This window comes from Sutcliffiella deserti (assembly GCF_020037475.1).
Taxonomy (GTDB): Bacteria; Bacillota; Bacilli; order Bacillales; family Bacillaceae_I; genus Sutcliffiella_A; species Sutcliffiella_A deserti.
In genome coordinates, this window is the sequence record NZ_JAIQDB010000003.1 from 207,118 (window position 1) to 228,764 (window position 21,647).

Genomic DNA, 21,647 nt, shown 5'->3' on the forward strand with positions numbered 1-21,647 from the left:
TTGCTTAATACAATACTCTTTATTCATATATCCTCATAGAATTAACAATTCCCTCTATTTCTTGTTCGGTTAAGGCGCCGCTTCTGTTTATAATTAAGAAACTTTTATTATCGTCTTGCCAGTAAATTTCCTCTCCATTATTCTTGTATGTTACTTCTATCCCCATTCTTGTTTCAAAGGAGTCTGTTCCTTCATCCAACTCTCTGTTAAGACCATCCGGAGATTCAAAGTATACTTGAAAAGAAAGTAATTTTTCTTCGGTTTCACCAAAGTACCTCACATCTACATACTTATAACCAAAACCTGGTGTTATCCCAGAATCAGAAACAATATGCTTTGGCTCAAACGGCAACGTCGTCAGATGATGAATAGGTTCTGCTATCTCTTCGAAGGCTACTAATGCATCTCTAATTTCAGCCGATATTTGTGTCCCTTCTTCACTCGGAAGGAAGCTGGGTAATACGAAAAGAACAAGCACTAAAACAGCTACAGATACCAGTATCGTTGGAACCGAGACGAAATATCGGTGCTTTCTCTGTCGGTCCTTTCGTAACTCCTTCTGAATATTCTCACTCGTCTTCTCATCCATCAACAGATCCGGTCTTTTTTTCAAAGGTTCAAGCCATTCTATATTATTTTTCATAGAACATTACTCCTTCCGTATCATGACCAATGGAATCCTTCATTTTTTTTAGTGCTCGGTGATATGTCACTCTCACTTTTGATTCGGTCCATCCTAGTATTTCTGCTGTTTCCCTTACAGAAAAATCCTTTAATGCTCTTAGAATAACTACTTGACGATAATCCTTTTTAAGACAACTTAAAGCATTTTGAAGCACTTCCCAGTCAGCGTTGGTATCCGCATAATCTGCTGGAGTCCTATCATTCCGAACCTGCTCTCGGGCCCACAAAGTTGGTAAAAGCCGCTGAAATTTCTTTTTACGATGATAATCGATAGTTGTGTTTCTTGCGATCGAAATAATCCATGTCCTAATGCTTGATTTCCCTTGAAAGCTACCTATACTATGTAATGCTTTTATAAACGTTTCTTGTGTGAGATCCTTTGCTTCTTCTATATTATTGGTGAAATACAGACAAAACTGGTAAACATCTTGATTATATGGCTGATAAACGTCTCTTATAAAGGTTTCTCTATTTTCCTCCAAGTCCTTCCCCCCTCTTGCTTTTCTTTCTTATCTAATAGTCGATTGAACTGCTTTTTTGTTACAGAAACTTTAAAAAATAAAACCCGAACCATTTATAGATACCGGTTCGGGTTTAATGCAACTTGCTGGCACTATTGATATTTTTTTGCACTCCCTCTCTTATATTAAGGAATGATTCTAGCTTTCTAACACCTTTAACTGCTTATAGATATGTAAAAATATAGCATGACAGGTTGCTTTAAGTGAACCCAAAAATTCTCTCTAAGATATAACTTTAGTTAACTCCCTAAGAGACCTTATCGAAATAACTTCCGTATGCCGTTGCTGATCTACCCGATTCAACCAAATCCCTGTCATTCCAGCCATCTGGCTTCCTAAGGCATCTGTATCCAACAGGTCCCCTACATAAAAGGACCTTTCTATAGAGGTATTAGCACGAGAGCAGGCTTCCAAAAAAATAGCTTTGTCTGGTTTCGCTGCCCCTGCTTCACTTGAAGTAATAACACAAGTGAAGTACTTTTCCAATCCCATCGATTTCAACTTTTCCACTTGTTGTTGATAATCCCCATTACTAATAACACCCAGTGGGTAGCCTAGTTGCTTTAATTCGTCTAAAGCCTCCTTCACGTCGGGGTATGGTTTCCAATTCTTCTTATATAGAGATAAGTAGATTTCGAACTTGTCATCAGCCTCTTGATTTGTCAGTTTAATTTCCACCTTTTTAAAAAGCTCCATCATTCGTGCCCTTTTTTGCTCTTGAAATGATAGTTCCTTTGATAGGAATTTTTCAAAATAATGGTTAGAAAGGTGCTTCCATATTTCAATCGATTGTTGTTCAGTAAAAGGGAAAATAGAATGGTGAATTCGAAAGAAATCGAGAATCCCTTCTCGTTCTGCGTTATCGTAATCCAGCAGGGTGCCGTCTATATCAAAGAAAATCATGTTATCCTCCACATTTGAATCAAGTTTAAGAGCGTTATTTGATATTACCTTCCATGGTTTTCATGTAGAACAAGCCTTAGCTATTCTTCTACAAAAATAGGCACCAATCCTGCTTGGATGAATGCCTGCTGCAATTCTAGACAAGCACCACTTCTACACAATAGAAACTGGATTTTTCTTATCTGCTTTAGTTAAATTTTTTACTAAGTCTATAAGCAGAAACACAAAAAAATGTAAGTCCTACAAAAAGCAAGATTCCACCTAATGTGAGATTAGAAAGAATATACCCCTCCGCTATAATTTGGAAACTATCGGAGTCCATACTTCCACCAAGTGATCGTAGATATTCATTTGCAGCATCACTACCATTTTCTACACTATCTATTAGCTGAAAAAATCCTACCATGGTAAGGACTATAGTAAATATAAGAAATCCGTAACGATATAAATACTTCATAATTCGCCTCCAAACTTTTTAACATTTTTGCTCCGCTAAAAGAACAGCTGAAATGCTGGACTACTCTTGTCTGGTATAGGTAAATCCATAAATCTTTCTCAATTGAAGCAGTTGGGAGTTCAAGTTTTCCATTCCTTTTCTGTCTAGAGCCAACATTTCACTGTCTTTAAAATATAGTTCATATGAGTGTTCGTCTGTTTCGTCATCGATGACAAGGAGTACTTTCTCCACTTCCTGCCATCCATAGCTTTTCTCTTCATTAACCGGATAGTCATGCCAAGCTATTCCATCCTCACCAATAATCATGTAATTCAATGAACCTATCACTATAAATACAAATGCCAGTACAAAGCCTCCCAGGGCAATCCATATTTTTTTGCTATAAAAGAAATATGCGGCGAGTGATCCGAGAAAAAAAATCACACATGCGATAGAAAAATAAGTATAGACCCTTAATGGAGTCTTAACTAGCCAGACCGTTCTGTCATCATATAAGATGCCTTGAATAATAGTAGGCATGAGTCCAATAATAATTGGTGATAACACGACGGTTGCTATAGCCATAACAACAAAATAATGCTTCTTTTCATAGTTTTTCATTTATCATTCCTCCCTTTTTACTTTTACGTCAGTAACAAGAAAAGGTTTCATTTTATTGAATTTTTTTACAATAGAGCATCTAGTTTCTCTATTATTAAATGCACATTCTAATAATCGCGATTTTTATAGTAAATTAGAAAATCGCTCCATCCTTCATTCTCCAACGAAAAGGCTTTTCTCTCGCATTCAAAAATAAATCCAGCTTTCTCTGCCAATTTTAACGATGGATGGTTATCAGGTTTGATGTGGAGCTCAATTCTATGAAAACCTAGAATAGAGTAAAGTGCTTCGGTTGCAGCTTGGACGCCTTCTGTTCCATAGCCGTTTTTCCAGTATTGATTATGGATGGAATAGCCCATCATCGCCCATTGGTAATCCATCCGTAAGATCGTAATTAGCTCGACTTTTCCTACATTTGCTCCATCCCTTTTTCGAAATATTCCTAAATTGTACATTTCATCCTTTTCTGCCGATTTTTCAAAGCCTTGTATCCAGTTGATGAACCATTCTTCTGTAGAAGAAGCAAGATTGGATGGTCTGCCGTCATCATATTTGTATTGAGACGGCAACCGATTTTCAAATCCGTTATACCAGTTATGATAGTCATCTGGTTGAAAAGGGCGGATAATCAGCCGGTCTGTCTCTATGTATAAAGGTTGTAAGGTATCCAACTTTCCCTCTCCATTCACAATTTTTTACAAACATAAATCATTTGGTAGCTGTCCTGAGTTAAAGGGGTTTCTTTCCAATCCTTATAAGTATGCAAAATTTGCAAACCATTAGATAGTAAGGTTCGTTCCATTTCTTTCGGATACACATAGCGAAGGCTGATATTGGTTCGCTTTTCTTCTACTGTTTCCCTCTCCGTATTTTTAAGCTTTCGGATGGTGGTATAATGCTGCACTTGGCTCAACGAATCATACCTGCTGATGGTGTATACGTCTACATTTTGGAAAGTGTGAGGATCCTGATAGGTTTTCCAAAATTCCTCTTCCTCCGGCTGCAGCAACTCCTCCCTGCCTGGAAACCTGGTCCCAAAAATGAAAACTCCGCCTGTATCCAGGTGCCTGTAGATTGATGACAAAAGACTGTCTTGCGCTTCCTTGGTAAGGAAGTGCTGAAAAGAGTTTCCAACCATGAAAATCATCCGGCTCTTCACACCAATATCCAGCCTTGTGCAATCCTGCTTCAGCCAGTCTATCTGCAAGTCAAGCTCTGAGGATTTCTCCTTCGCTTTTTCCAGCATGCCACGATGCAAATCAATGCCAATAAGCTTGTGCCCTTTTGCAGCCAACGGAATGGTCGCCCTTCCTGTTCCACAAGCTAGATCGATAATGGGACCCTTTGTCTTATCTGCCCATTTCATCAAAAAAGGGATATCGTCCTTAAATGCTTCATTTTCTAAGTCATATAATAATGGATCATCATATTCTTCTAAATTATCTTTCTCTGATATGTTTTTCATAAAATGCTCCTTAATTTTCATTCAAATCTCTTCTCATTTTAATATATATTCCCGTGCTACCATTTCAAATGAGACACTTGACTACGTTTTCTATATTCTGAAGGTTTGAATAAGGCAAAGATCATCATCCATTCTCACTGATCTTTCTTCAAATTCAATATCCATTTCCTTGTATACCTTTTTCCAGAACACAATGGCGGGAGTGTTTTCTGCCAGCTCTAAAACAAAATAGCTACCTTCCTTCTGCTGGAATATTTCCTTCAAAGCCGCCCTCCCAATCCCTCTTCCTTTGTATTTATTGATTACAAAGATATCATTTATTCCAAAATCATGATCCTTTTTTAAATACGGACGTTCCACCAGTAGCAAAAAACCGACAATACTTTTATCATAGTGGATAAAATACGGGGACAGCCCTTCTGTTTTCCAAAATAGGCTCAAATCCTCAAAATGAAAGATTCCATCTGACCCCAATTCAATATTCGGAGTGAACTTGGAAAGATCGTGAAGGTACAGGGAGTAAAGGTTTTGCAGCGTTGACTTTTCTTTTTCGACTACTTTATGAAGTGTAATGTTCATTATTGATTCCACCTTTCCACATGTAATGCTATATTTACAATATTCTAGATTTGTAGGGAAAAGCCTTTATGTAAATATATAAAAAGGACCTGCATGTAATTTGCTGGTCCTTCTATAGCCCTCTTTATTTCGCCTGTTTCAAAAAGGAAGTGACGAATGTTTTTGCTTCTGCATGAGTATTGGGACCGGTAACTTTGTGGCTGAATACATATGTTAAATGGTTTAATGAAAAACTGTAATGGATGACGTCATAATGTTCCATTTCCTGTAAATCATAGTATACCTTAGTATCCCCCATTTTCATTTCCTCACCGAAAATAGAATTCTCATTCAGTATATCGACTCTTATTGCAGCATGATCACTTGGTACAGGTAAACCATAAATAATGTCTCCCATTTCCATGAGTCTTTCTATCTCCTCTTCATTTTTATCTGAGTCGTTTACGATGTCAGATTTGTATACAATAGTAGCTCCCAATGGTTTACTATCACTGAATTCCCCATCTATTCTATTTCCCTTATATGGAATCCAAACCATTTTTACAGGATAGTCCTTATGATAGGGTACCACTACCTGTTTGTTCAGAATATTGCTCAATTGTTTTTCCAGATCAGAGTAAATTGGTGGATAGCTTGCCTGCTGTTCCACTTCGTCTTTTAGAATCTCATTTGCTACAAAGTACCCTCCTACTAGAAGAAACATAGCTATTAATACAGTAGAGATTATCGGGTTGATAATATCAGTATATCTACGATTCCTTTTGTGCTTATTGATACTACTTGTAAGCCTGACGTACACTTCTCTTTGTTCTGATTCATCCAATTGGATAGACTCATAGCGCTTGAACTCCTGATTATACTCACTTTTATCAGAATGTTTCATGCGTGTAACCCTCCTTTATCATTTGTTGTTTTAATGCTTCCATTCCTCTGAATAGTGTTATTTTCACCTTGTTTTCTGTCCAGTTGAGAACTTCGGCTGTTTCTCTTATTGACAGCTCTTTAATTTTCCTAAGAATAATGACTTCCCGATAGGATCGCTTAAGTGCTTGTAGAGAACGGTAGAGATGCTCTTCCCTTTCACCCAATTGGATGATACTTTCAGGTAACGGTTCATGTGCGGCCATAGATGAGAAAGAGTCCACCATATATCTAATCGGCTTTTTCTTCCGCATATAATCTATAGTGACATTTCTTGCTATGCGGTATAACCAGTTCCTGTCACTGGTTTCTCCCTTAAAATCATTTAAGCTGAAGTATGCTTTTAAGAAAGTATCATGACAAAGGTCTTTAGCCTGATCATGATCACCTATCAGCATTAAAACAAATCGGTAAATATCCTCACTATAAAGCTGGTACCACTCCTCGAGTTTTAGTTTGTTCCATTCTTCATTCAATACGTTCACCTCTCTTAGGAAAAAGCTTCTAGTTTGATTTTTTACTGCAATAAAGACGGATGAGTGGTCTAAAAGTTACACTTTTTTAAGATTTATTGTTTTTATTATTTCTAGCCTGTTCGCTTACAGCCCCTGTGAGAGGGAAGTCCTTTTATCGATTGGCATTACGTACCATGATAATAGTAAAAGGGCCCTATTTATAAAGTTTGAGACTACTAGAGAAAAAAGGAATTAATTTACTATTCATGTTATTATATTATAAATATAGAAAATTACGGTTTGGAGGTTATATAGTGACTCGTTATGCAACCCTATTTGGAATTGGTATGCTTTTGCTTCTGTTTTCTATTTTTGCAACTTGGTATGAGGGGGCCGAGATAGTGGATAGGCCTTTTGAATGGGAATATTCGACTCCTTTTTCTGGTCCAGTACTTGAGGGGAGTGATATTTCACGACTTGATTATTTTGTTTATGCTATTAAGTTCAAACCAACCTTCCCTATTGTTATGGCAGTGAGCAGTATCTATTTATTAGCCGTGGCTGGTCATTTTTTCTTAAAGAATAGGAAGCGGTTCTTTATCAATTATGTAGCTTTTATGGCAGCACTATTGTTAATTTTAGGTGTGCTGATGTTCTCTTCTACTACCTCAGGGGCTAAAGCTTTGTCTTATGTATTCTTATCCAGTGGGGCTCTAGGTGTGATCATTTCTCTTTTGTATTATTTTGTTCCTTTTGACAGGGGAGTTGTTTTTAATAAAAGGTAGGTTAGATTGAGGAATTGTTATAACAAAGCAGCCGTCCCGCATAATAGGAAGGCTGCTATTATAATGGTTGTTGTATTTAATTATAAAAACGCCTCCTTTCCGCTCATTTAAACTCCCATTTCCCCTAGCACTTCAGCTATACGTGCTTTTTCTTCTGTTTTATTCTGGTATTCAAAGAAACCCAGTCTATTTCCCCATGGATCTGTGAATGTGCCCCATTTCACCGGAACCTCAGACCTTGAGAAAATTTCAAACCAATTAGTGCCAAGCACACGCGCCATTCTTTCACGTTCGGCTTCCATATCTGTTACACCGAGGCGTAGAGGCCCGCTTCCTTCTGTAGGTGTGCCTTCTGCAATTTGCAGCCAGCAGCCAGGAATAAGCTCCCATTCAGCAAATCCTTCGTGAGGGGTGAAGTCCGGTTCTCTGTTCAACAAAGTCCGATACCACTGCAGTCCTTCTTGAAAATTACTAACACGAAACTGAGTAGTCATTTCGAATATCATCTTGTCTGACCTCCTAACCTATTTTGAAAACTCCACTATTTCAATCTTGTTGCCCGCTGGATCCTCTATTACAAAATAAAAACCAGGTGGACAAGGTTGAGGCTCTTCAAAAAGCATCTTCACTCCTTTTTCTTTTAGACTAGCAAAATCGTTCTTTATATTTTCTGATTGGATGCCAAGAAGCACTCCTTGGTTACGGCCTGTACTGCCGTCATCTGCTTTTTCCAAAACCAGCGGTACACCTTCATGTACCAGGCTCACAATATTCTCACCGTACTTCTTGGAAACCTAAAAATCTAGTACGTTTGTGTAAAAATTAACCGCCTCATTCATATCGTTCACTTTTATTGTCAGTACGCATACTTTGTTTAACATCCTAATACCCCCTTAGTTTTTCAGAACAGATAGAAACGTCACTATTTCAAGATGTCTGCCGTCTTTTAGAAATAACCAAACCCACCACACCCGCAACAAGCAAAGCAACTACAATCTTTATAACATAATTGTTTAAGAGACCTTCCACTAAATACCCATTAAACTTCTGAAGCAAGGTTGCTTCAGGAACCCAATCGATTACATACCCTATTCCAAGAATTGCAGGCAGACTAAGCAACACATAGACACTCAAAAAAACAACCAAGTATGTTTTTATTTTCATTAACAAAATTCCTCCTATATAACACGAATCACCGCTCCTGCTACTCCCTAAACAATGGTATTCTCTCCAAGTTTTCCACCCTAAAATGATAGCTTGCTTCATACGCAGTTAGAGTGAAAGATTCAGGAAGCCCAAGCGGTTGGTTTAAAGGTATTTCGAAATGGTAGAGCGTGTTGGGATCTTGAAAAACAGGGGTTTCATAAAAATCCTCCCAATTGGCTTGGAAAGAGACATGGTCTGGTGGATTACCGTCGAAACTACCTAAAAACCATTGAAATCTTGTAATAAAAGTATCGCTTTCATGCGAGCCTATAATTTTGACTTCGTACCGTTCTGGATTGTCCTGATCTGCCTCTAGTCTTTTGATAGTATAATAGTCGATACTTGTACCTTCATATTCTTTATTGATTGGTGTCCGTTCCGCCTCTTTCAAATCTATGGATAGTTCAAATCCGGCAAATTCGCTGTAAGTCACTTCATTAATGCGAGCATACAGCTTCTCCCCTTTTTCCAAAGCTCTTGTTGTATTTCCCGTTGCTAGGTCTACAAAATAATTATGATATAAATTAACTGTCTCTATGGTTGGGATAGCAGATTCAACCTTGTTATCCAGCGGGACATTATCCTGTGGTGGATTATAGGTGGAATGGAAAAGTAACTCTTCCCCTGCTTCATTCTCTACTTTAATATCAGTGGTAATTTGGGGGTGATTCCAGAAATATCCATAACCTTCCTTTCTTCTCAACTCTTCATATCTTTTTATGATGCGATCTTTTTCTTGATAGGTAAATTCGTAAGAAAAATCTAATAGACTGCCTGTTTCGCTATGAAGGAAATTCTCTAAGTCTATTTTCACTTTATCATTCAAATTGACTGTTTGACCTAGCTCGGTTTCTTCCATAGATACTAATCCATTTTGATACTGTACGGGAAGAGTAATCTCCCATTGTCCAAGTACTCCCCCGACTCTTGTGCTGTTGAAAACTAATTCAAATTCTTCAGGAAGAACCAAATCTTCAATACGGTTCAAATCGAGATAAAAAGAACCCTTTGTAAGCTCATCATTTTTAGAAATGGCGCTTATCACTCGAATAGGATATAGCTCTTCTTTTGTTTTAAGACTTACTAAACCCGGCTTAGATATATCGATTAACTGACTTCCGGTAGGAGACTGATTCTCAACCAATTCCCGTTCACTATTTATCTCAAAGTCTACCCTCGTCAAGATTGGAGACATCTCCATTCCAGTGATTTCGAAAGAGATTTCCCTATCCGTCGCGATATAAGTACCCTTGTCCCAGACATTATAGAACTCTCCATGGCTGAGGTAGTTTCCGGCAAGTGTTTTCCAATTAGATAAATGCGGCATAGTATTGATAAGAAGCGCTCCAATTACTAAAACAAAAGCTACGGAGATAAGTTGATAGGACAAGGGTTTCTTTACTTTTTGTCTTTTATAGGGATCTAACTTTTCAAGCACTTCAGTTTTCAAGGATTCGCTTAAACCATGGGAATTAAAATATGCATTCCAGCCATTTAGAATTCGCTTTAGCTGCTGAAGTCTCTCCCTGCAAGTTGGGCAGAATTCCAAGTGGTCTTCCGTCTCTTCTATTTGATCTGAACTTGTTACATAAAGGTACAGACTATTATTATCGAGGCAAGGCGATTCATGGTTTTCCGGCAACTGCTTCTGAACCAGCTCTTCTGGTATAGAAAAAAGAGATTGTTTAATTTCTTCCACACTGGATCCAATCAATAAGCTGATAGATTGGGGTGAAAGATTGAAAATCCGAGCTAGCAGTAGAGCTTGTTGAGTATGGATTGGCAACTGTATAAAATAACGATCAATTTCACGGTTGGTGCCGGAAACCTCTTTCGTATTGTGGGGTCTTTTTATAGATTCGAGCTGATTGAATATAAAAGCTACAGCCGTAAGAATAAACCAGTTATCAAAATCTTCTCTAGATTGTTTCTTAAAGGAAGGCAATACCTTATACACATATTCAAGAGTGTTGACTGTCCACTCTTTCGCCAACTTCTCATCGCGAACTAGTAATAATATGAATTGATGTAGCTTTTCTTCATGGAAAATAATAATAGGTTCATAGTCATTTATACTTCCATTTAGAATTTCATTGATATGATCCTTCCACTCGTTCACCTTTATCCTCCTTTTGCTAGAGACCTCTATATTTACACTTTCTAGGAGTTCCTAATTTGGTTATAACATTCATTTTACCTTAATATTGGAAATTTTAACACAACTGTTGCTGGTACTCTTTCCTATTCCGTGTTGGAGGGAAAATTATTAAAGGACACTCACCCATCCCTTATGGTGTCAATATACTGATTATGCTTTAGGAGGTGAGGAAGATAAATAAACTTTACAAAAACGATCCTTCAGACAGGGAGCTTTTAGCACCATGGCAAAAACAGGCAATGGAGAGGTTTGAGGCTAAGATGAAAGACAAAGAGCGGCCATTTCCTTGCATACCTGCCACCCAGGGTTTTGCTTTGAATCAGTTCCGCTATGGTTTTGCTGGGGATCCTAGAAGTGAAAAATCAATTGAAGAACTGGGAGACCTTTTGGCTCTCTACACAGAAACTGCCAAGGAAAACGGACCGTACACCTCACTGCTTGTATTCTTTGAGACACCTCTTGATGTAAAAGAGACCTTTTCAACTGAACAATGGGAACAACTTTTTTGGAAACATCTAAACGGCTTATCTCAAATAGATGAAATAGAATGGCCAGCCCATATACCTTCAGATCCCCTTCACCCATTATGGGAATTTTGCTATCATGGTGAACAATATTTCATGTATTGTGGTACTCCTTCTCATAGAAATAGAAAAAGCAGACATTCGGAGGAATATGTACTTGCGATTACTCCAAGATGGGTATTAGAAGAATTCGGAAAGCAAGGGGAATACGCCAGGAAAATCAAATCGCAGGTGCGAAAAAGGCTAGAAAACTATGACACTATTGATATTCACCCGGACCTAAACAGCTACGGCAACCCGGAAAACTATGAATGGAAGCAATATTTTCTCCATGATGACGATACATCCATAGCAAAGTGTCCTTTCCATCGGACAATAAAGTCATCTAATAGGAAATAGTGTTAGAAAAAGCGCAAGTGATATTGCGCTTATTCTTGTGCTGCTTTGATTGGACGAATAGATTAGTATTCTGGGAGAAGGAAGATGAATTCGAGAAAAAATCTAAAAATCCGCAAACAGATTTTCACTCAAAACAGAACTAAAGCGCAACTAGTATGAACCACTAGTTATGCCTTTTTTCATATAAAAGTTCCGATTGACCCTATCCATTTGCGAATTATTGTGCGATATCACATTAACGCCTCCTATAATGGAAGATAGATTTCATTATAGGGGTTTTTAGTGTTTGGTCTAATAACTTGATGAAATTCTAAGGAAGATTTTTTAAAAGGTGGAAGTTACTAAACTAAAATGCAAAAAAACCAAAAACTATATATGCATAATGTAATTTTTAGTGTAAAATTACACTAAAAAGAAAGGCGGTTTCTATATGAAAATGATCAAGCCCCTTATTATTATTCTTATTATTTCTATAACTGTTAACTTTGTAGGTTTTACTGATTTTTTTAAAGGTTTTCCTCCAACTTATTATAAGACAATACTATCCATTGTATTTTTAGCTTTTTGGGGCATTCTAGGTGTCTATATGGGGTTAAAGAATGAAAAGCAATTCTTCCCATTCATTAGCGGATATATTGGGTTAGGATTAGCAGCCTGTGTAATAGGTCATTTACTTGAGCTCTTGTTGCCAACTATATTTTTCTTCAGTATCTATATAGGACCGTTGTATGGTCTAACATATTATATTACGGCGGATCCTTCGTTACTATCCATCATATTAAGTATATTACTTGTTTATGGCGTGAGTTTATTAGGTTTTTTCTTACCCAACCTTTTCATTAACTTAAAAAAGGCATAGTAGAAAATTAGGAAGGTAAAGAAAATCAAGTAGAAGGCGGTGACTAACCCCCGACCTCTCACACACCATACGTACCGTTCGGTTCTGACTGTTCAACTGTCCATCGCTAGGCAGGTTACCAAGTGAGCTGGGCGTATCAGATTACCTGTTTACATGGCAGCTACTCTATCACATTTAGGAGAAAAACATGGATAAGCCAATGATGGAATTTTCATATTGAAAGACCGCGACTTCATTCTTCCCTGGTATCAAAAATTTTTCAGACTGGATTATACACCAAAACCCAGCTAAGGCACAGCTAGTATGAACCACTAGTTGTGCCTTTTTTTATGCAACACTTCCGATTATCCCTGTAAGAACTTTCCCTATGCTCCTCCAACTCCACGCATAACCGGAATATAGATATCCATTACTTTATTTTCAGGCTCATGGCATCTTTCATCATATAACTCCAAATCCAAGCCCCCTGCATGTTCATACCCGGATTTAGGAAACCATTCCGTGAACACGTAGTTCCATGTCGACTGAATGGAGGCTGAAAAAGTTGCATCATCTGATTTTGGTGTTGTAAATACTGCATATTCCGTCTCTGGGAAACTTCTGTACACTAGCCCTTCAGGTGCTGGAGTTCCTTCTGCTACTTCCATTCCGATTAAATAAGTAAATTCACCGGTCTCAGGAGAAAAATCCGTGCAGATACCAAGTTCTTCTTTACAGTTTAGGGGATTTGGGATGTTCTCATATAAACTTTTCTGAAGGTATAGCTGCCAAAATGCAGGAATGTCTTTATTGTTTTGACCTTCTATGTTTCTTGTTTTCAGTTCATAGCCAATAAAGTGAAATGTAGGTTTTGTGAGTAATTTTGGTTCCATCATACTTCCTCCTTGGATTTTCATCTGAGTAAGGCAGGCTCTTCCACGCAAGGGACCGGATAGTACATTTGCGGATCGATATTGATTAGGTGACACTCCATAAAACTTTTTAAATGCGCGGTTAAAGGACTCTTGGTATTGAAAGCCCACATCGATTGCAATATCTATCACCTTTACATCGGAATAGAATAGTCGCTCTGCTGCACGTGTTAGACGTCTTTTTCTCACATAATCCATTACAGATTCTCCGACTAGCGCTTGAAATACACGATGAAAATGAAAAGGAGAAAAACAGGCAACTTCTGCTAACGTTTCGAGTGTTATCGGTTCCTGCAGTTTCTCTTCTATGTAATCTAGCGTACGTTCCACACAAACTCCATAGTCCATCCCCTCACCTCCCTATAACTAATATATCAGTTCCCAGGTATCGTTTCTTAACATTTTTTGCTATTTAAAAGGAAGTGGGAAGGAAATTAGGAAGTTCGGAAAAGGCTCTTTTCTTAAAGATAGTTGCTATAGCCCGTAATAAATACAGATGTCTCCCACAAATAATTGGGGCGGATGTCTATTTTTTCCCCATTCAGGTCAAAAATGCTCGTGATTATGAGGATAATAGCTAATAATTTTGGTTAGTGGACTTATTTGGGGTCAAAATCAGATAGCAGAGCAAATTTTTTAGCCAATCTGACATGATTTTGTTGTTTCATCTAACACTTTTTTGTCTATCATCTAACAACTTTCGTGATTTATCTAACACATTTCAAAATTCATCTAACAACTTTCGTGATTCATCTAACACATTTTAAAATTCATCTAACACATTTCGAGATTTATCTAACACATTTTAAAATTCATCTAACAATTTAGAGATAAAATCCATCTAACAACTTTCAAAATTTAACACATTTTAAGATTCATCTAACAACCTTCCAAATGTATCTAACAACTCCTCCTGAAATTCATCTACCTTTCAAAGTTAACTTAAAAACTCCCCAGGCTAATGCAAACCATCCAATAGCAACAATCTATGTAAAAATAGCCACTTAATTATAGAAGAAACAGAGTAAAAAAAGAGGCCTGATTCCCAGTGCTTATAGCTCTGAGAATCAGACGCCTTGATTTATATTGTTTAAGTGTTATAAATTCGGGTGACGACGGCCAGTAGTTCTGCTTGTTCGGGTATTGCCTACTTGGCTATCGTCCGAGTAGGTTCCGTCTCTACGACTGTTGTCTGAATAGGTATCTGTTTGGCTACTGCCTTCATGACTATCGTCCAAAAAGGTATTGTCTCTATTGCTGCTGTCTGAACGCGTATCCGTTAGCTTACCACTTTCATGGCTATTGTCCAAAGAGCTACTGTCTTTATGGCTGCTTTCTGAATGGGTAGTATCTGTTTGGGTACTGCTTGCATTGGTGCTGGCTGTAGTACCTGCAAGTGCCCCATCAGAATACATATGAGTATTCATTGAGTTGTTGGAAGAGAAGTGCCCGTAGACATCATTTTTACTTTTTTCGTCTGCTTCCACCAGTATGACAATATGGCCTTTTTTCAAATGAGTTTCATACTCCTGTGCATGTTCTTTTGGAATCCCTGCACCCGTCAGAGCACCAACGATCCCACCGCCTCCAGCTCCAATGGCTGCACCGGTTAAAACACTCGCCAGCGGTCCAGCTGCTGCAAGAACACCAATTCCTGGAATCGCCAATAGCCCGATTTCCGCTATGATTCCAACAATTCCTCCGAGGACACCACCTGTACCGGCCCCAATGCCGAAGCCTTTCCCAGCATTCGATCCCCGCCCACTGTCCTTCTTCGTCACTTCACCATGTGTTACCTTCTCAATGCCCTTCACATCATCCTTGTCTTTAGCAAAAATCGAAATATCATCCTTCGTATATCCTGAATCATGAAGGGCGTGAATCGTACGAACAGCTTCTTCCTGGTTTTTGAAAACTCCACCGATAATCGTTTTATTCATTTTATTCCCTCCTTGAAAATTGGTTTCTTTTAACTAATTCCCTCTATGGACAATGGTAAACTTAATATGGAAAGGCCTAACCCCCTCTCTCACTTCATACGATTGAGTGCTAGGTCTAAATTTCTTCACTTTTTCATATTTATAGAGAGAAAATCTATATTATAGGAAAAGGTGAGACGGTTATGTTTGTTGTTCAATACTTTGAAAACAGAAAGCTGCTTTTAAATCAGCTGCGAAACACCCTGCCAGCTGAGGGAGAGGAATTAACCATCAAGGGCCGTAAAGGGAAAGTTGTAAGAGTCCTAAATGTGGATGAAAGGAATGTGCATGTGGAGTTTGTTACAGAGAAGGTCATTAAGACCAAACTCACCGTGGATCATTCAAAAAAGAAGAAAAGATAAGCATTAGTCGTCAAAAATCTCTAAAAGTTATACGGAAAATAAATAAAGTGCCTGCACCCTTCCGCTTTATGCAGGAAGGGACAGGCATCATAACATTTACCCATATTTCTTCTGGTGTTCTTTTTTCCTCTTAAGATACTCTTTATCCTCTCGCGCAAGCTTCCATTTTTCCATAAAGATAGAAGCAGACTCTGCTTTCTCCGGGTCGTTCTGCCTTTCTTTTACCTTGCCATCCTCATCATATTTCTTTCCACCTTTGTAATTTGTGTAGCGTCGGGCTCGTGTATATCCCATCTGCAGAAATTTTCTTGCCATGTCCATTCCGACAAAATCTTCCTTCTCTTGATAATCGAGAAACATTTGATAGATTTTATCCGATGACTCTTTGGCAATGTCCGGAGTCTTAAACCTCCAATGCTGCAGGATTTCACTCTTATAAGGCTCCACCAGCAACACACCCTGCTCTCCCCTGCCAACCCTGTATAGTTCAGGATTCTTACGAAAATCAATGTGTTCAAAATCCAAATCATAGTCAAAAGCCATGGCTGTCACCCTTTTTATTAGAGGTTTACCCTTGGTAGCTTTTTTGTATGCAGAGAAAAAGACGGAGCATTTTTTATACTCCTAAAAAATTGGATTATAGTTTGCCTTAATTATAGCTCTGGTTTTATATTTTACACTGTATTAGTTCACTTAAAAGACCTCTCATAGAAATCTCTTGTGTTCTGATGGGCAAGCATTTCTGCTACTTGTTTTTTTACTACAAATCTTATTTCACTAATCTCGTCATCCTGTGGAGCCAATTCTTTTCTGTCGCCTGTATACTCTACCATAAACATCGTTGTTTCCTGCTTTTCAAACCCAGTTTTCTCTGTAAAACCTCGAGGAAAGGAGAAACTGATTTTCTCTGAGAACTGCTTGATAATCGAGAACTGGACGGAGCCTGTCTCTTCAAGTAGTTCTCTTAGGATTGCGACCTCCAAACTTTTATCCTCCTCTTCCACTCCGCCTTTAGGAAAGTCCCATTCACTGATTGCCGGGCCATCCTCTAACGATCGGATCTTCACCTTATGTACCAATAATATATTCTGCCCCTGTGTGACGACTGCTCCTACCGCTTTTCTAATCATGATTCTGCCTCGATATCCCGGTGTGAGATATCCCCTTCAAGCTTTATATAATACTCACCCTCGTCTATTTCAATGATGGTAAGGCAGGTGTCATGAATAAAAGGGGGAGCCCAGAATTCTTCGAGCGATCTTTTTTTCACGTGTAACAATAGCGCTTTGATGAAGATGGTATGGGTCACAATAAGTACATTTCCACTTTTGCTTTCTGCTTTTACCCGCTTAAGAAAGGCAATTGCCCTTTCCCCAACCTGATCAAAGCTTTCCCCTGACCTTGGCGAGTACAGGTGAGGCATGTTCCAAAAGGCGTAGTATGCCCCTGGAAACTGCTGCTGTAGTACGGCATGAGTCTGCCCCTCCCAATCACCCATATTGATTTCCTTGAGATTTTCATCCTGTAATATCGGATAGTCCCTCTCTCCAGTAATCAGTTTAGCTGTTGTCATCGTCCGTTCACTTGGACTGGAATAGACTCTTTGAAACTCGGTATTTCTCAATCTAACACCAAGCAGCTGAGCATTAATCTTCCCTTGTTCGGTCAACTCAGAATCCTTCCAGCCCTGCAGTTTCTTCTCCCTATTCCATACTGTTTCCCCGTGTCTGGTTATATAAAGTGAAAGCAACGTTCATCTCTCCCCTAATGTAATCTTCATGACATATTTTACCTGTATCTACTGGCATATTAAAACACTTATCTCAGGAAACACCTTCTACATTGATTACAGTCACCCTGCCATATATTATAAAAGTAATAGTTTTTTTCACGAGAGGAGAACCAATGACTACTAGATCTATGATAGACACGATGCGAGCTCGCAAGTCCGTTCGAACTTTTGAAACTGAAAAATTAACAGTATCTGATATTGAAAAAATCACTTCTTTTATAAAAGATGAACAAAATTTAATCGGCCCCTTTGGCAACAGAGGTCAGATTGAATTCGTTCAAGTGAAGAAAAACGTGACAGATAAAGGATTTAAAATTGGGACGTACGGATTCATTAAGAATCCACAGGCGTACTTGGTGGGAAGGTCAGCGAATGAGAAGTATGCGCTTGTGGAGTATGCGTACATTTTTCATCGTGCCACATTGTTTGCCGCACAATTGGGGATTGGAACGTGCTGGATGGGCGGAACCTTCACCCGAAATTCGTTCGAGAAGGAGATTAGGCTGGGGGAGAATGAGTTCATTCCTTGTGTGACGCCGCTCGGTTACTTGAAGGAAAAGCAGCGTGTGTTTGATAAGGCACTGCGCTATGCTGTCAAAGCGGACAATAAAAAGTCATGGGAAAAGCTTTTCTATGATGGAACGTTTGAAACACCAATGGCAAAGGAAAACGCCGGTCCATTGGAGGTGCCGATGGAAATGGTAAGATTGGGACCTTCTGCTTCCAATAAGCAGCCATGGCGCCTTGTTCTATCAGAGAACCGTCAAACCTGCCATTTCTTCATTGAGCATACACCAAAGTACAGCTCCTCCTTCGGCTACCTTATGCAGCTTTTGGATATGGGAATTGCGATGTGCCAGTTTGAGTTGGCCTGTCAGGAGCTACAGATTGAAGGGGAATGGGAAATAGAGGAACCGGAGCTCAAGCGATTGAGTGAGAATACGGAGTATGTTGTGAGCTGGAGAGTGGATTGAGTTTTTTCAGGATGGGATGTAGGTGGGGGAGGCTGAATAGAATTATCGGTTTGGGCTGAAGACCATTGCTTTATTAAGGAATTTTAGCATAAAAAAAGCCACAATTTCTCCATTTTAAAGAAGAAATTGTAGCGTGTTGGTTCAACTAAACCGTCTTAAACTCCCCTGAATCCACATCAACTATATAACCGTAAACTGGCAAAGAATCAGGGAGAATCGGGTTGCTTTTTAACAGTTTGATACTGCTTTGGACTGCTTCTTTTGCATCAGCTGGTCCTGCAAGCCATGCAAGGAAATCTGGTTTGACCGCTTCAATATAGTTGATGGTATGAATGGTTTTGACGGTGATGCCTGAATCCTGAAGCTTGGAATATAGCTCTTTTTTCTTCGATTCATGGCTGCCAGTTTCGACTTCTCCAATGATAAAGACATCTTCTATATTTTCGTTATACACAGCCAGAATCACATTTCGCACCAGGCATCCGTAAGGCTGGGAAATGAAGGGCCCAACGCTATTGATAATAATCAGGTCCTCTTCCCTTTTATTTGTGATAATAGGAAATAAAGGCTGGAGCTTTTGATTCAACCCCGTTATAACCAAACTTTTTTTGTTTTCAAACATCGTAAAACCCTCCTAATGGATCCATAATGATAGTTGATAATATATTGGTATACCTATAATAAGATTAAGCGGAAAGGTAACTCCTAGGGAAAGTCCCAGGTAAATGGATGGATTTGCATCTGGTACCGATGTTTTCAAAGCGGCTGGTGCGGCTATATAGGAGGCGCTTCCTGCCAGCACTCCCATTAATGCTGTCCCACCGACTGATAACCCTGCTGCATATCCGATAAGAACCCCTAAGCTTCCAAAAAAGAGCGGTGATAGCAGCCCGAACATCAAGAGCTTAATACCATGCTTTCTGACTTCCGGCAGTCGCTGCCCTGCAATAATTCCCATATTTAATAAAAATAAGATAAGGACACTTCCATATAGGTCGATAAACAATGGTTTGATCACAGGTATTGCACTCTCCCCAAGAGCCAGGCCTATTAGCAGACTCCCAAGGAGAAGGACGATACTTTTTCCGAATAGGCTTTCCCTAATTATTTCCTTGTTCATAAATCCGGAAGACGACGGTAGTATTCCCAGAGTTCCAGAAGTTGAAGGTATTCGATTTTCGCTTTCCAATACTTTCAATAACCACAAGGAAACTAGGATCGCCGGGCTCTCCATCAGGACAACCAATGCATTCATAAACCCCTCATACGCGACACCATTTCCTTCAAGAAATGATATGGCCGCTCCATATGTGACGATACTAACAGAACCATAGGTGGCTGCGAGTCCAATCGAGTTTTTCAAATCCATTTTGATAAAACGTAACATAAAAAGTGTAAGAAAAGGAATGATTGTGCCTAAAAACAGTGCCCCCATAATTGGAACAAAAACGGTCTCCATGGAATAATGTGAAAGCTCAATCCCCCCTTTTATACCAATAGCAATTAATAGATAAATGCTTAATGCTTCACCGAGTGCACTCGGAAACTTCAGATCTGATTTAAAAATCGCAGCGATAATGCCAAGTACAAAAAACAACACAACCGGCGATAATAGATTTTGCAAAATGATTTCTGACAAGATTATGCCTCCTTTCTCCAACAAAAAAACCGACAATTTCAGTAAAAGGAGAAACGTATCCCCTTTCCGAAACTGCCGGTTTACCTTTAACTAACATCTGTTTATTAAAGATCTCCCATTATATATTTTTTTCGTAGTCGCTCTCCAGCTTGAATACCATCACTCTTTCTCCCGTACGAGTGCTTATATCCGTATGAAAGCTTACGACCTTTTCCCCGGTTATGGAAAAAAGGATTTCCTTCAGCTGTTCTGCTCCGGATTCCACTAGGACAGAGCGATTCTTTTTTATAGAAAGCATTCCTTCGTTTGTTTCACACACACTATACTCTGCAGGTGTCAAAACCCCGCGTAAATTCACAATCACCATATCCCGCAATATATCCGCCTTTACAGAAACCGATCCGCGCCCAAGGTAGTCCCTTTCCCACTGGGTGATGGCTTTACTAATCTCCGCTTCCACGGCTCCTTTGGATTTTTTCATCTTTTCATAACCTCCTTCTCTATAAAAAAAATCGGCCTATTCCTTATACTGGTCCCCCAGCACAAGAAATACACCGATTTATCCCAGCTCCGCCTTTTTTATCTTTCCAAGTCTTCTTCATGCAGCCAAATCACTTTAACAGCATGCTTAAGGTTGGGATTGTAAAAAAGGGAAGCAATATCTCTCGGTTATTAAATTTAAGCTAAGGATAGCTTACATTTTGCGAGGTGTCAATGGTTTTTTGATTGGGTTTTCGCTATCTATTGTGGCAGATGGGTTTTTAGACGACTTTCCAAAAGTGATGGGTGTGGTATGGCTTTTCATGTACTTACTTTGCTCGGGAATGTACATCTTCCGCTGTCTTCTCCTCTTTTCATGTACTTACTTTGCTCGGGCATGTACATCATCCGGCCACGTCTCCCCTTTTCATGTACTGACTTTGCTCGGGAATGTACATCATCCGCTGAGTTCTCCTCTTTTCATGTACTTACTTTGCTCGGGCATGTACATCATCCGGCCACGTCTCCCCTTTTCATGTACTGACTTTGCTCGGGAATGTACATCATCCGGCCCCGTCTCCCCTTTTCATGTACTTACTTTGCTCGGGAATGTACATCATCCAGCCACGTCTCTCCTTTTCATGTACTTACTTTGCTCGGGAAAGTACATCATCCAGCCACGTCTCTCCTTATCATGTACTTACTTTGCTCGGGAATGTACATCATCTGGCCACGTCTCCCCTTTTCATGTACTTACTTCGCTCTGGAATGTACATCATCCGCTGACTTCTCCTCTTTTCATGGACTTACTTTGCTCGGGAATGTACATCATCTGGCCACGTCTCCCCTTTTCATGTACTTACTTCGCTCTGGAATGTACATCATCCGCTGACTTCTCCTCTTTTCATGGACTTTCTTTGCTCGGGAATGTACATCATCTGGCCACGTCTCCCCTTTTCATGTACTTTCTTCGCTCTGGAATGTACATCATCCG

27 protein-coding genes are annotated in these 21,647 nt (G+C 39.2%); 5 read left to right on the plus strand and 22 right to left on the minus strand.

Annotated elements, in window-relative coordinates:
• Positions 1-19 precede the first annotated feature (19 nt).
• The 10 genes from K9B36_RS09480 to K9B36_RS09525 all read right to left on the minus strand — a co-directional run bounded on the left by K9B36_RS09480 (position 20) and on the right by K9B36_RS09525 (position 6,606).
• The gene (locus tag K9B36_RS09480) at positions 20-643 is read right to left on the minus strand and encodes a hypothetical protein (RefSeq protein ID WP_223701804.1); all 624 of its coding nucleotides are present in this window, start codon (positions 641-643) and stop codon (positions 20-22) included.
• Positions 633-1,166, minus strand: coding sequence for an RNA polymerase sigma factor (locus tag K9B36_RS09485; RefSeq protein WP_223701805.1), 534 nt, complete (start codon positions 1,164-1,166; stop codon positions 633-635). The genes K9B36_RS09480 and K9B36_RS09485 overlap by 11 nt, the downstream gene beginning before the upstream one ends.
• A 261-nt stretch (positions 1,167-1,427) precedes the next feature.
• Positions 1,428-2,108 carry an HAD family hydrolase gene (locus tag K9B36_RS09490; protein WP_223701806.1) on the minus strand — a complete coding sequence of 227 codons (681 nt, stop codon included), beginning with the start codon at positions 2,106-2,108 and terminating at the stop codon, positions 1,428-1,430.
• A 187-nt stretch (positions 2,109-2,295) separates the two neighbouring features.
• Positions 2,296-2,565: a hypothetical protein gene (locus K9B36_RS09495; protein ID WP_223701807.1), complete on the minus strand. Its 270-nt coding sequence runs from the start codon at positions 2,563-2,565 to the stop codon at positions 2,296-2,298.
• Positions 2,566-2,625: 60 nt separating this feature from the next.
• Positions 2,626-3,165 (minus strand): hypothetical protein, encoded by a 540-nt coding sequence (locus K9B36_RS09500; protein ID WP_223701808.1) that lies wholly within the window; start codon positions 3,163-3,165, stop codon positions 2,626-2,628.
• Positions 3,166-3,272: 107 nt separating this feature from the next.
• A complete protein-coding gene (locus K9B36_RS09505; protein WP_223701809.1) occupies positions 3,273-3,836 on the minus strand; it encodes a GNAT family N-acetyltransferase in 564 nt (187 codons plus the stop codon).
• Positions 3,837-3,850: 14 nt separating this feature from the next.
• Positions 3,851-4,630 (minus strand): class I SAM-dependent DNA methyltransferase, encoded by a 780-nt coding sequence (locus K9B36_RS09510; RefSeq protein ID WP_223701810.1) that lies wholly within the window; start codon positions 4,628-4,630, stop codon positions 3,851-3,853.
• Positions 4,631-4,720: 90 nt separating this feature from the next.
• Positions 4,721-5,209, minus strand: a complete 489-nt coding sequence (locus K9B36_RS09515) for a GNAT family N-acetyltransferase (protein WP_223701811.1) — start codon at positions 5,207-5,209, stop codon at positions 4,721-4,723.
• Positions 5,210-5,333: 124 nt separating this feature from the next.
• The gene (locus tag K9B36_RS09520; protein WP_223701812.1) at positions 5,334-6,092 is read right to left on the minus strand and encodes a hypothetical protein; all 759 of its coding nucleotides are present in this window, start codon (positions 6,090-6,092) and stop codon (positions 5,334-5,336) included.
• Entirely contained in the window at positions 6,079-6,606 is a 528-nt protein-coding gene (locus K9B36_RS09525) for an RNA polymerase sigma factor (protein WP_223701813.1), read from the minus strand. Before K9B36_RS09525 ends, K9B36_RS09520 begins: the two co-directional genes overlap by 14 nt.
• Positions 6,607-6,899: 293 nt before the next feature.
• Between K9B36_RS09525 and K9B36_RS09530 the strand changes: the two genes are divergently transcribed.
• Positions 6,900-7,370: a DUF4306 domain-containing protein gene (locus tag K9B36_RS09530; RefSeq protein WP_223701814.1), complete on the plus strand. Its 471-nt coding sequence runs from the start codon at positions 6,900-6,902 to the stop codon at positions 7,368-7,370.
• 107 nt (positions 7,371-7,477) lie between these two features.
• Here the strand turns inward: K9B36_RS09530 and K9B36_RS09535 are convergent, their stop codons facing one another.
• The 4 genes from K9B36_RS09535 to K9B36_RS09550 all read right to left on the minus strand — a co-directional run bounded on the left by K9B36_RS09535 (position 7,478) and on the right by K9B36_RS09550 (position 10,695).
• Entirely contained in the window at positions 7,478-7,876 is a 399-nt protein-coding gene (locus K9B36_RS09535) for a VOC family protein (RefSeq protein ID WP_223701815.1), read from the minus strand.
• 18 nt (positions 7,877-7,894) lie between these two features.
• A complete protein-coding gene (locus K9B36_RS09540) occupies positions 7,895-8,137 on the minus strand; it encodes a VOC family protein (protein WP_223701816.1) in 243 nt (80 codons plus the stop codon).
• 160 nt (positions 8,138-8,297) lie between these two features.
• Complete coding sequence (locus tag K9B36_RS09545; RefSeq protein WP_223701817.1) at positions 8,298-8,534, minus strand: hypothetical protein; 237 nt, start codon at positions 8,532-8,534, stop codon at positions 8,298-8,300.
• Between the two features lie 40 nt (positions 8,535-8,574).
• A complete protein-coding gene (locus K9B36_RS09550; RefSeq protein WP_223701818.1) occupies positions 8,575-10,695 on the minus strand; it encodes an anti-sigma factor family protein in 2,121 nt (706 codons plus the stop codon).
• Between the two features lie 299 nt (positions 10,696-10,994).
• On the opposite strand from K9B36_RS09550, the gene K9B36_RS09555 reads away from it, so the two are divergent.
• Positions 10,995-11,657 (plus strand): YqcI/YcgG family protein, encoded by a 663-nt coding sequence (locus K9B36_RS09555; protein WP_263399311.1) that lies wholly within the window; start codon positions 10,995-10,997, stop codon positions 11,655-11,657.
• A gap of 430 nt (positions 11,658-12,087) precedes the next feature.
• The gene (locus tag K9B36_RS09560; protein WP_223701820.1) at positions 12,088-12,516 is read left to right on the plus strand and encodes a hypothetical protein; all 429 of its coding nucleotides are present in this window, start codon (positions 12,088-12,090) and stop codon (positions 12,514-12,516) included.
• A 365-nt stretch (positions 12,517-12,881) separates the two neighbouring features.
• Here K9B36_RS09560 and K9B36_RS09565 read toward each other — a convergent pair whose 3' ends face one another.
• Together K9B36_RS09565 and K9B36_RS09570 are read right to left on the minus strand one after the other, a co-directional pair.
• Positions 12,882-13,775 carry an AraC family transcriptional regulator gene (locus K9B36_RS09565; RefSeq protein WP_223701821.1) on the minus strand — a complete coding sequence of 298 codons (894 nt, stop codon included), beginning with the start codon at positions 13,773-13,775 and terminating at the stop codon, positions 12,882-12,884.
• A 749-nt stretch (positions 13,776-14,524) separates the two neighbouring features.
• The gene (locus K9B36_RS09570) at positions 14,525-15,367 is read right to left on the minus strand and encodes a general stress protein (protein ID WP_223701822.1); all 843 of its coding nucleotides are present in this window, start codon (positions 15,365-15,367) and stop codon (positions 14,525-14,527) included.
• Positions 15,368-15,549: 182 nt separating this feature from the next.
• On the opposite strand from K9B36_RS09570, the gene K9B36_RS09575 reads away from it, so the two are divergent.
• On the plus strand, positions 15,550-15,768 hold the full coding sequence (locus tag K9B36_RS09575) for a hypothetical protein (protein ID WP_223701823.1): 219 nt from the start codon (positions 15,550-15,552) through the stop codon (positions 15,766-15,768).
• A gap of 96 nt (positions 15,769-15,864) precedes the next feature.
• Here K9B36_RS09575 and K9B36_RS09580 read toward each other — a convergent pair whose 3' ends face one another.
• The 3 genes from K9B36_RS09580 to K9B36_RS09590 form a co-directional block, all read right to left on the minus strand.
• On the minus strand, positions 15,865-16,311 hold the full coding sequence (locus tag K9B36_RS09580; protein ID WP_223701824.1) for a DUF4385 domain-containing protein: 447 nt from the start codon (positions 16,309-16,311) through the stop codon (positions 15,865-15,867).
• A 146-nt stretch (positions 16,312-16,457) separates the two neighbouring features.
• Positions 16,458-16,898 (minus strand): NUDIX domain-containing protein, encoded by a 441-nt coding sequence (locus tag K9B36_RS09585; protein ID WP_223701825.1) that lies wholly within the window; start codon positions 16,896-16,898, stop codon positions 16,458-16,460.
• The gene (locus K9B36_RS09590; RefSeq protein ID WP_223701826.1) at positions 16,895-17,518 is read right to left on the minus strand and encodes a histidine phosphatase family protein; all 624 of its coding nucleotides are present in this window, start codon (positions 17,516-17,518) and stop codon (positions 16,895-16,897) included. Before K9B36_RS09590 ends, K9B36_RS09585 begins: the two co-directional genes overlap by 4 nt.
• A 155-nt stretch (positions 17,519-17,673) precedes the next feature.
• Between K9B36_RS09590 and K9B36_RS09595 the strand changes: the two genes are divergently transcribed.
• Positions 17,674-18,534: a nitroreductase family protein gene (locus K9B36_RS09595; protein WP_223701827.1), complete on the plus strand. Its 861-nt coding sequence runs from the start codon at positions 17,674-17,676 to the stop codon at positions 18,532-18,534.
• Positions 18,535-18,679: 145 nt separating this feature from the next.
• Here K9B36_RS09595 and K9B36_RS09600 read toward each other — a convergent pair whose 3' ends face one another.
• From K9B36_RS09600 to K9B36_RS09610, 3 genes are all read right to left on the minus strand, one after another.
• Positions 18,680-19,156 (minus strand): carbonic anhydrase, encoded by a 477-nt coding sequence (locus tag K9B36_RS09600; protein ID WP_223701828.1) that lies wholly within the window; start codon positions 19,154-19,156, stop codon positions 18,680-18,682.
• 12 nt (positions 19,157-19,168) lie between these two features.
• Positions 19,169-20,173 carry a sodium-dependent bicarbonate transport family permease gene (locus K9B36_RS09605; protein WP_223701829.1) on the minus strand — a complete coding sequence of 335 codons (1,005 nt, stop codon included), beginning with the start codon at positions 20,171-20,173 and terminating at the stop codon, positions 19,169-19,171.
• A gap of 118 nt (positions 20,174-20,291) precedes the next feature.
• Positions 20,292-20,654 carry a DUF2294 domain-containing protein gene (locus tag K9B36_RS09610; protein ID WP_223701830.1) on the minus strand — a complete coding sequence of 121 codons (363 nt, stop codon included), beginning with the start codon at positions 20,652-20,654 and terminating at the stop codon, positions 20,292-20,294.
• Between the last annotated feature and the right edge of the window lie 993 nt (positions 20,655-21,647).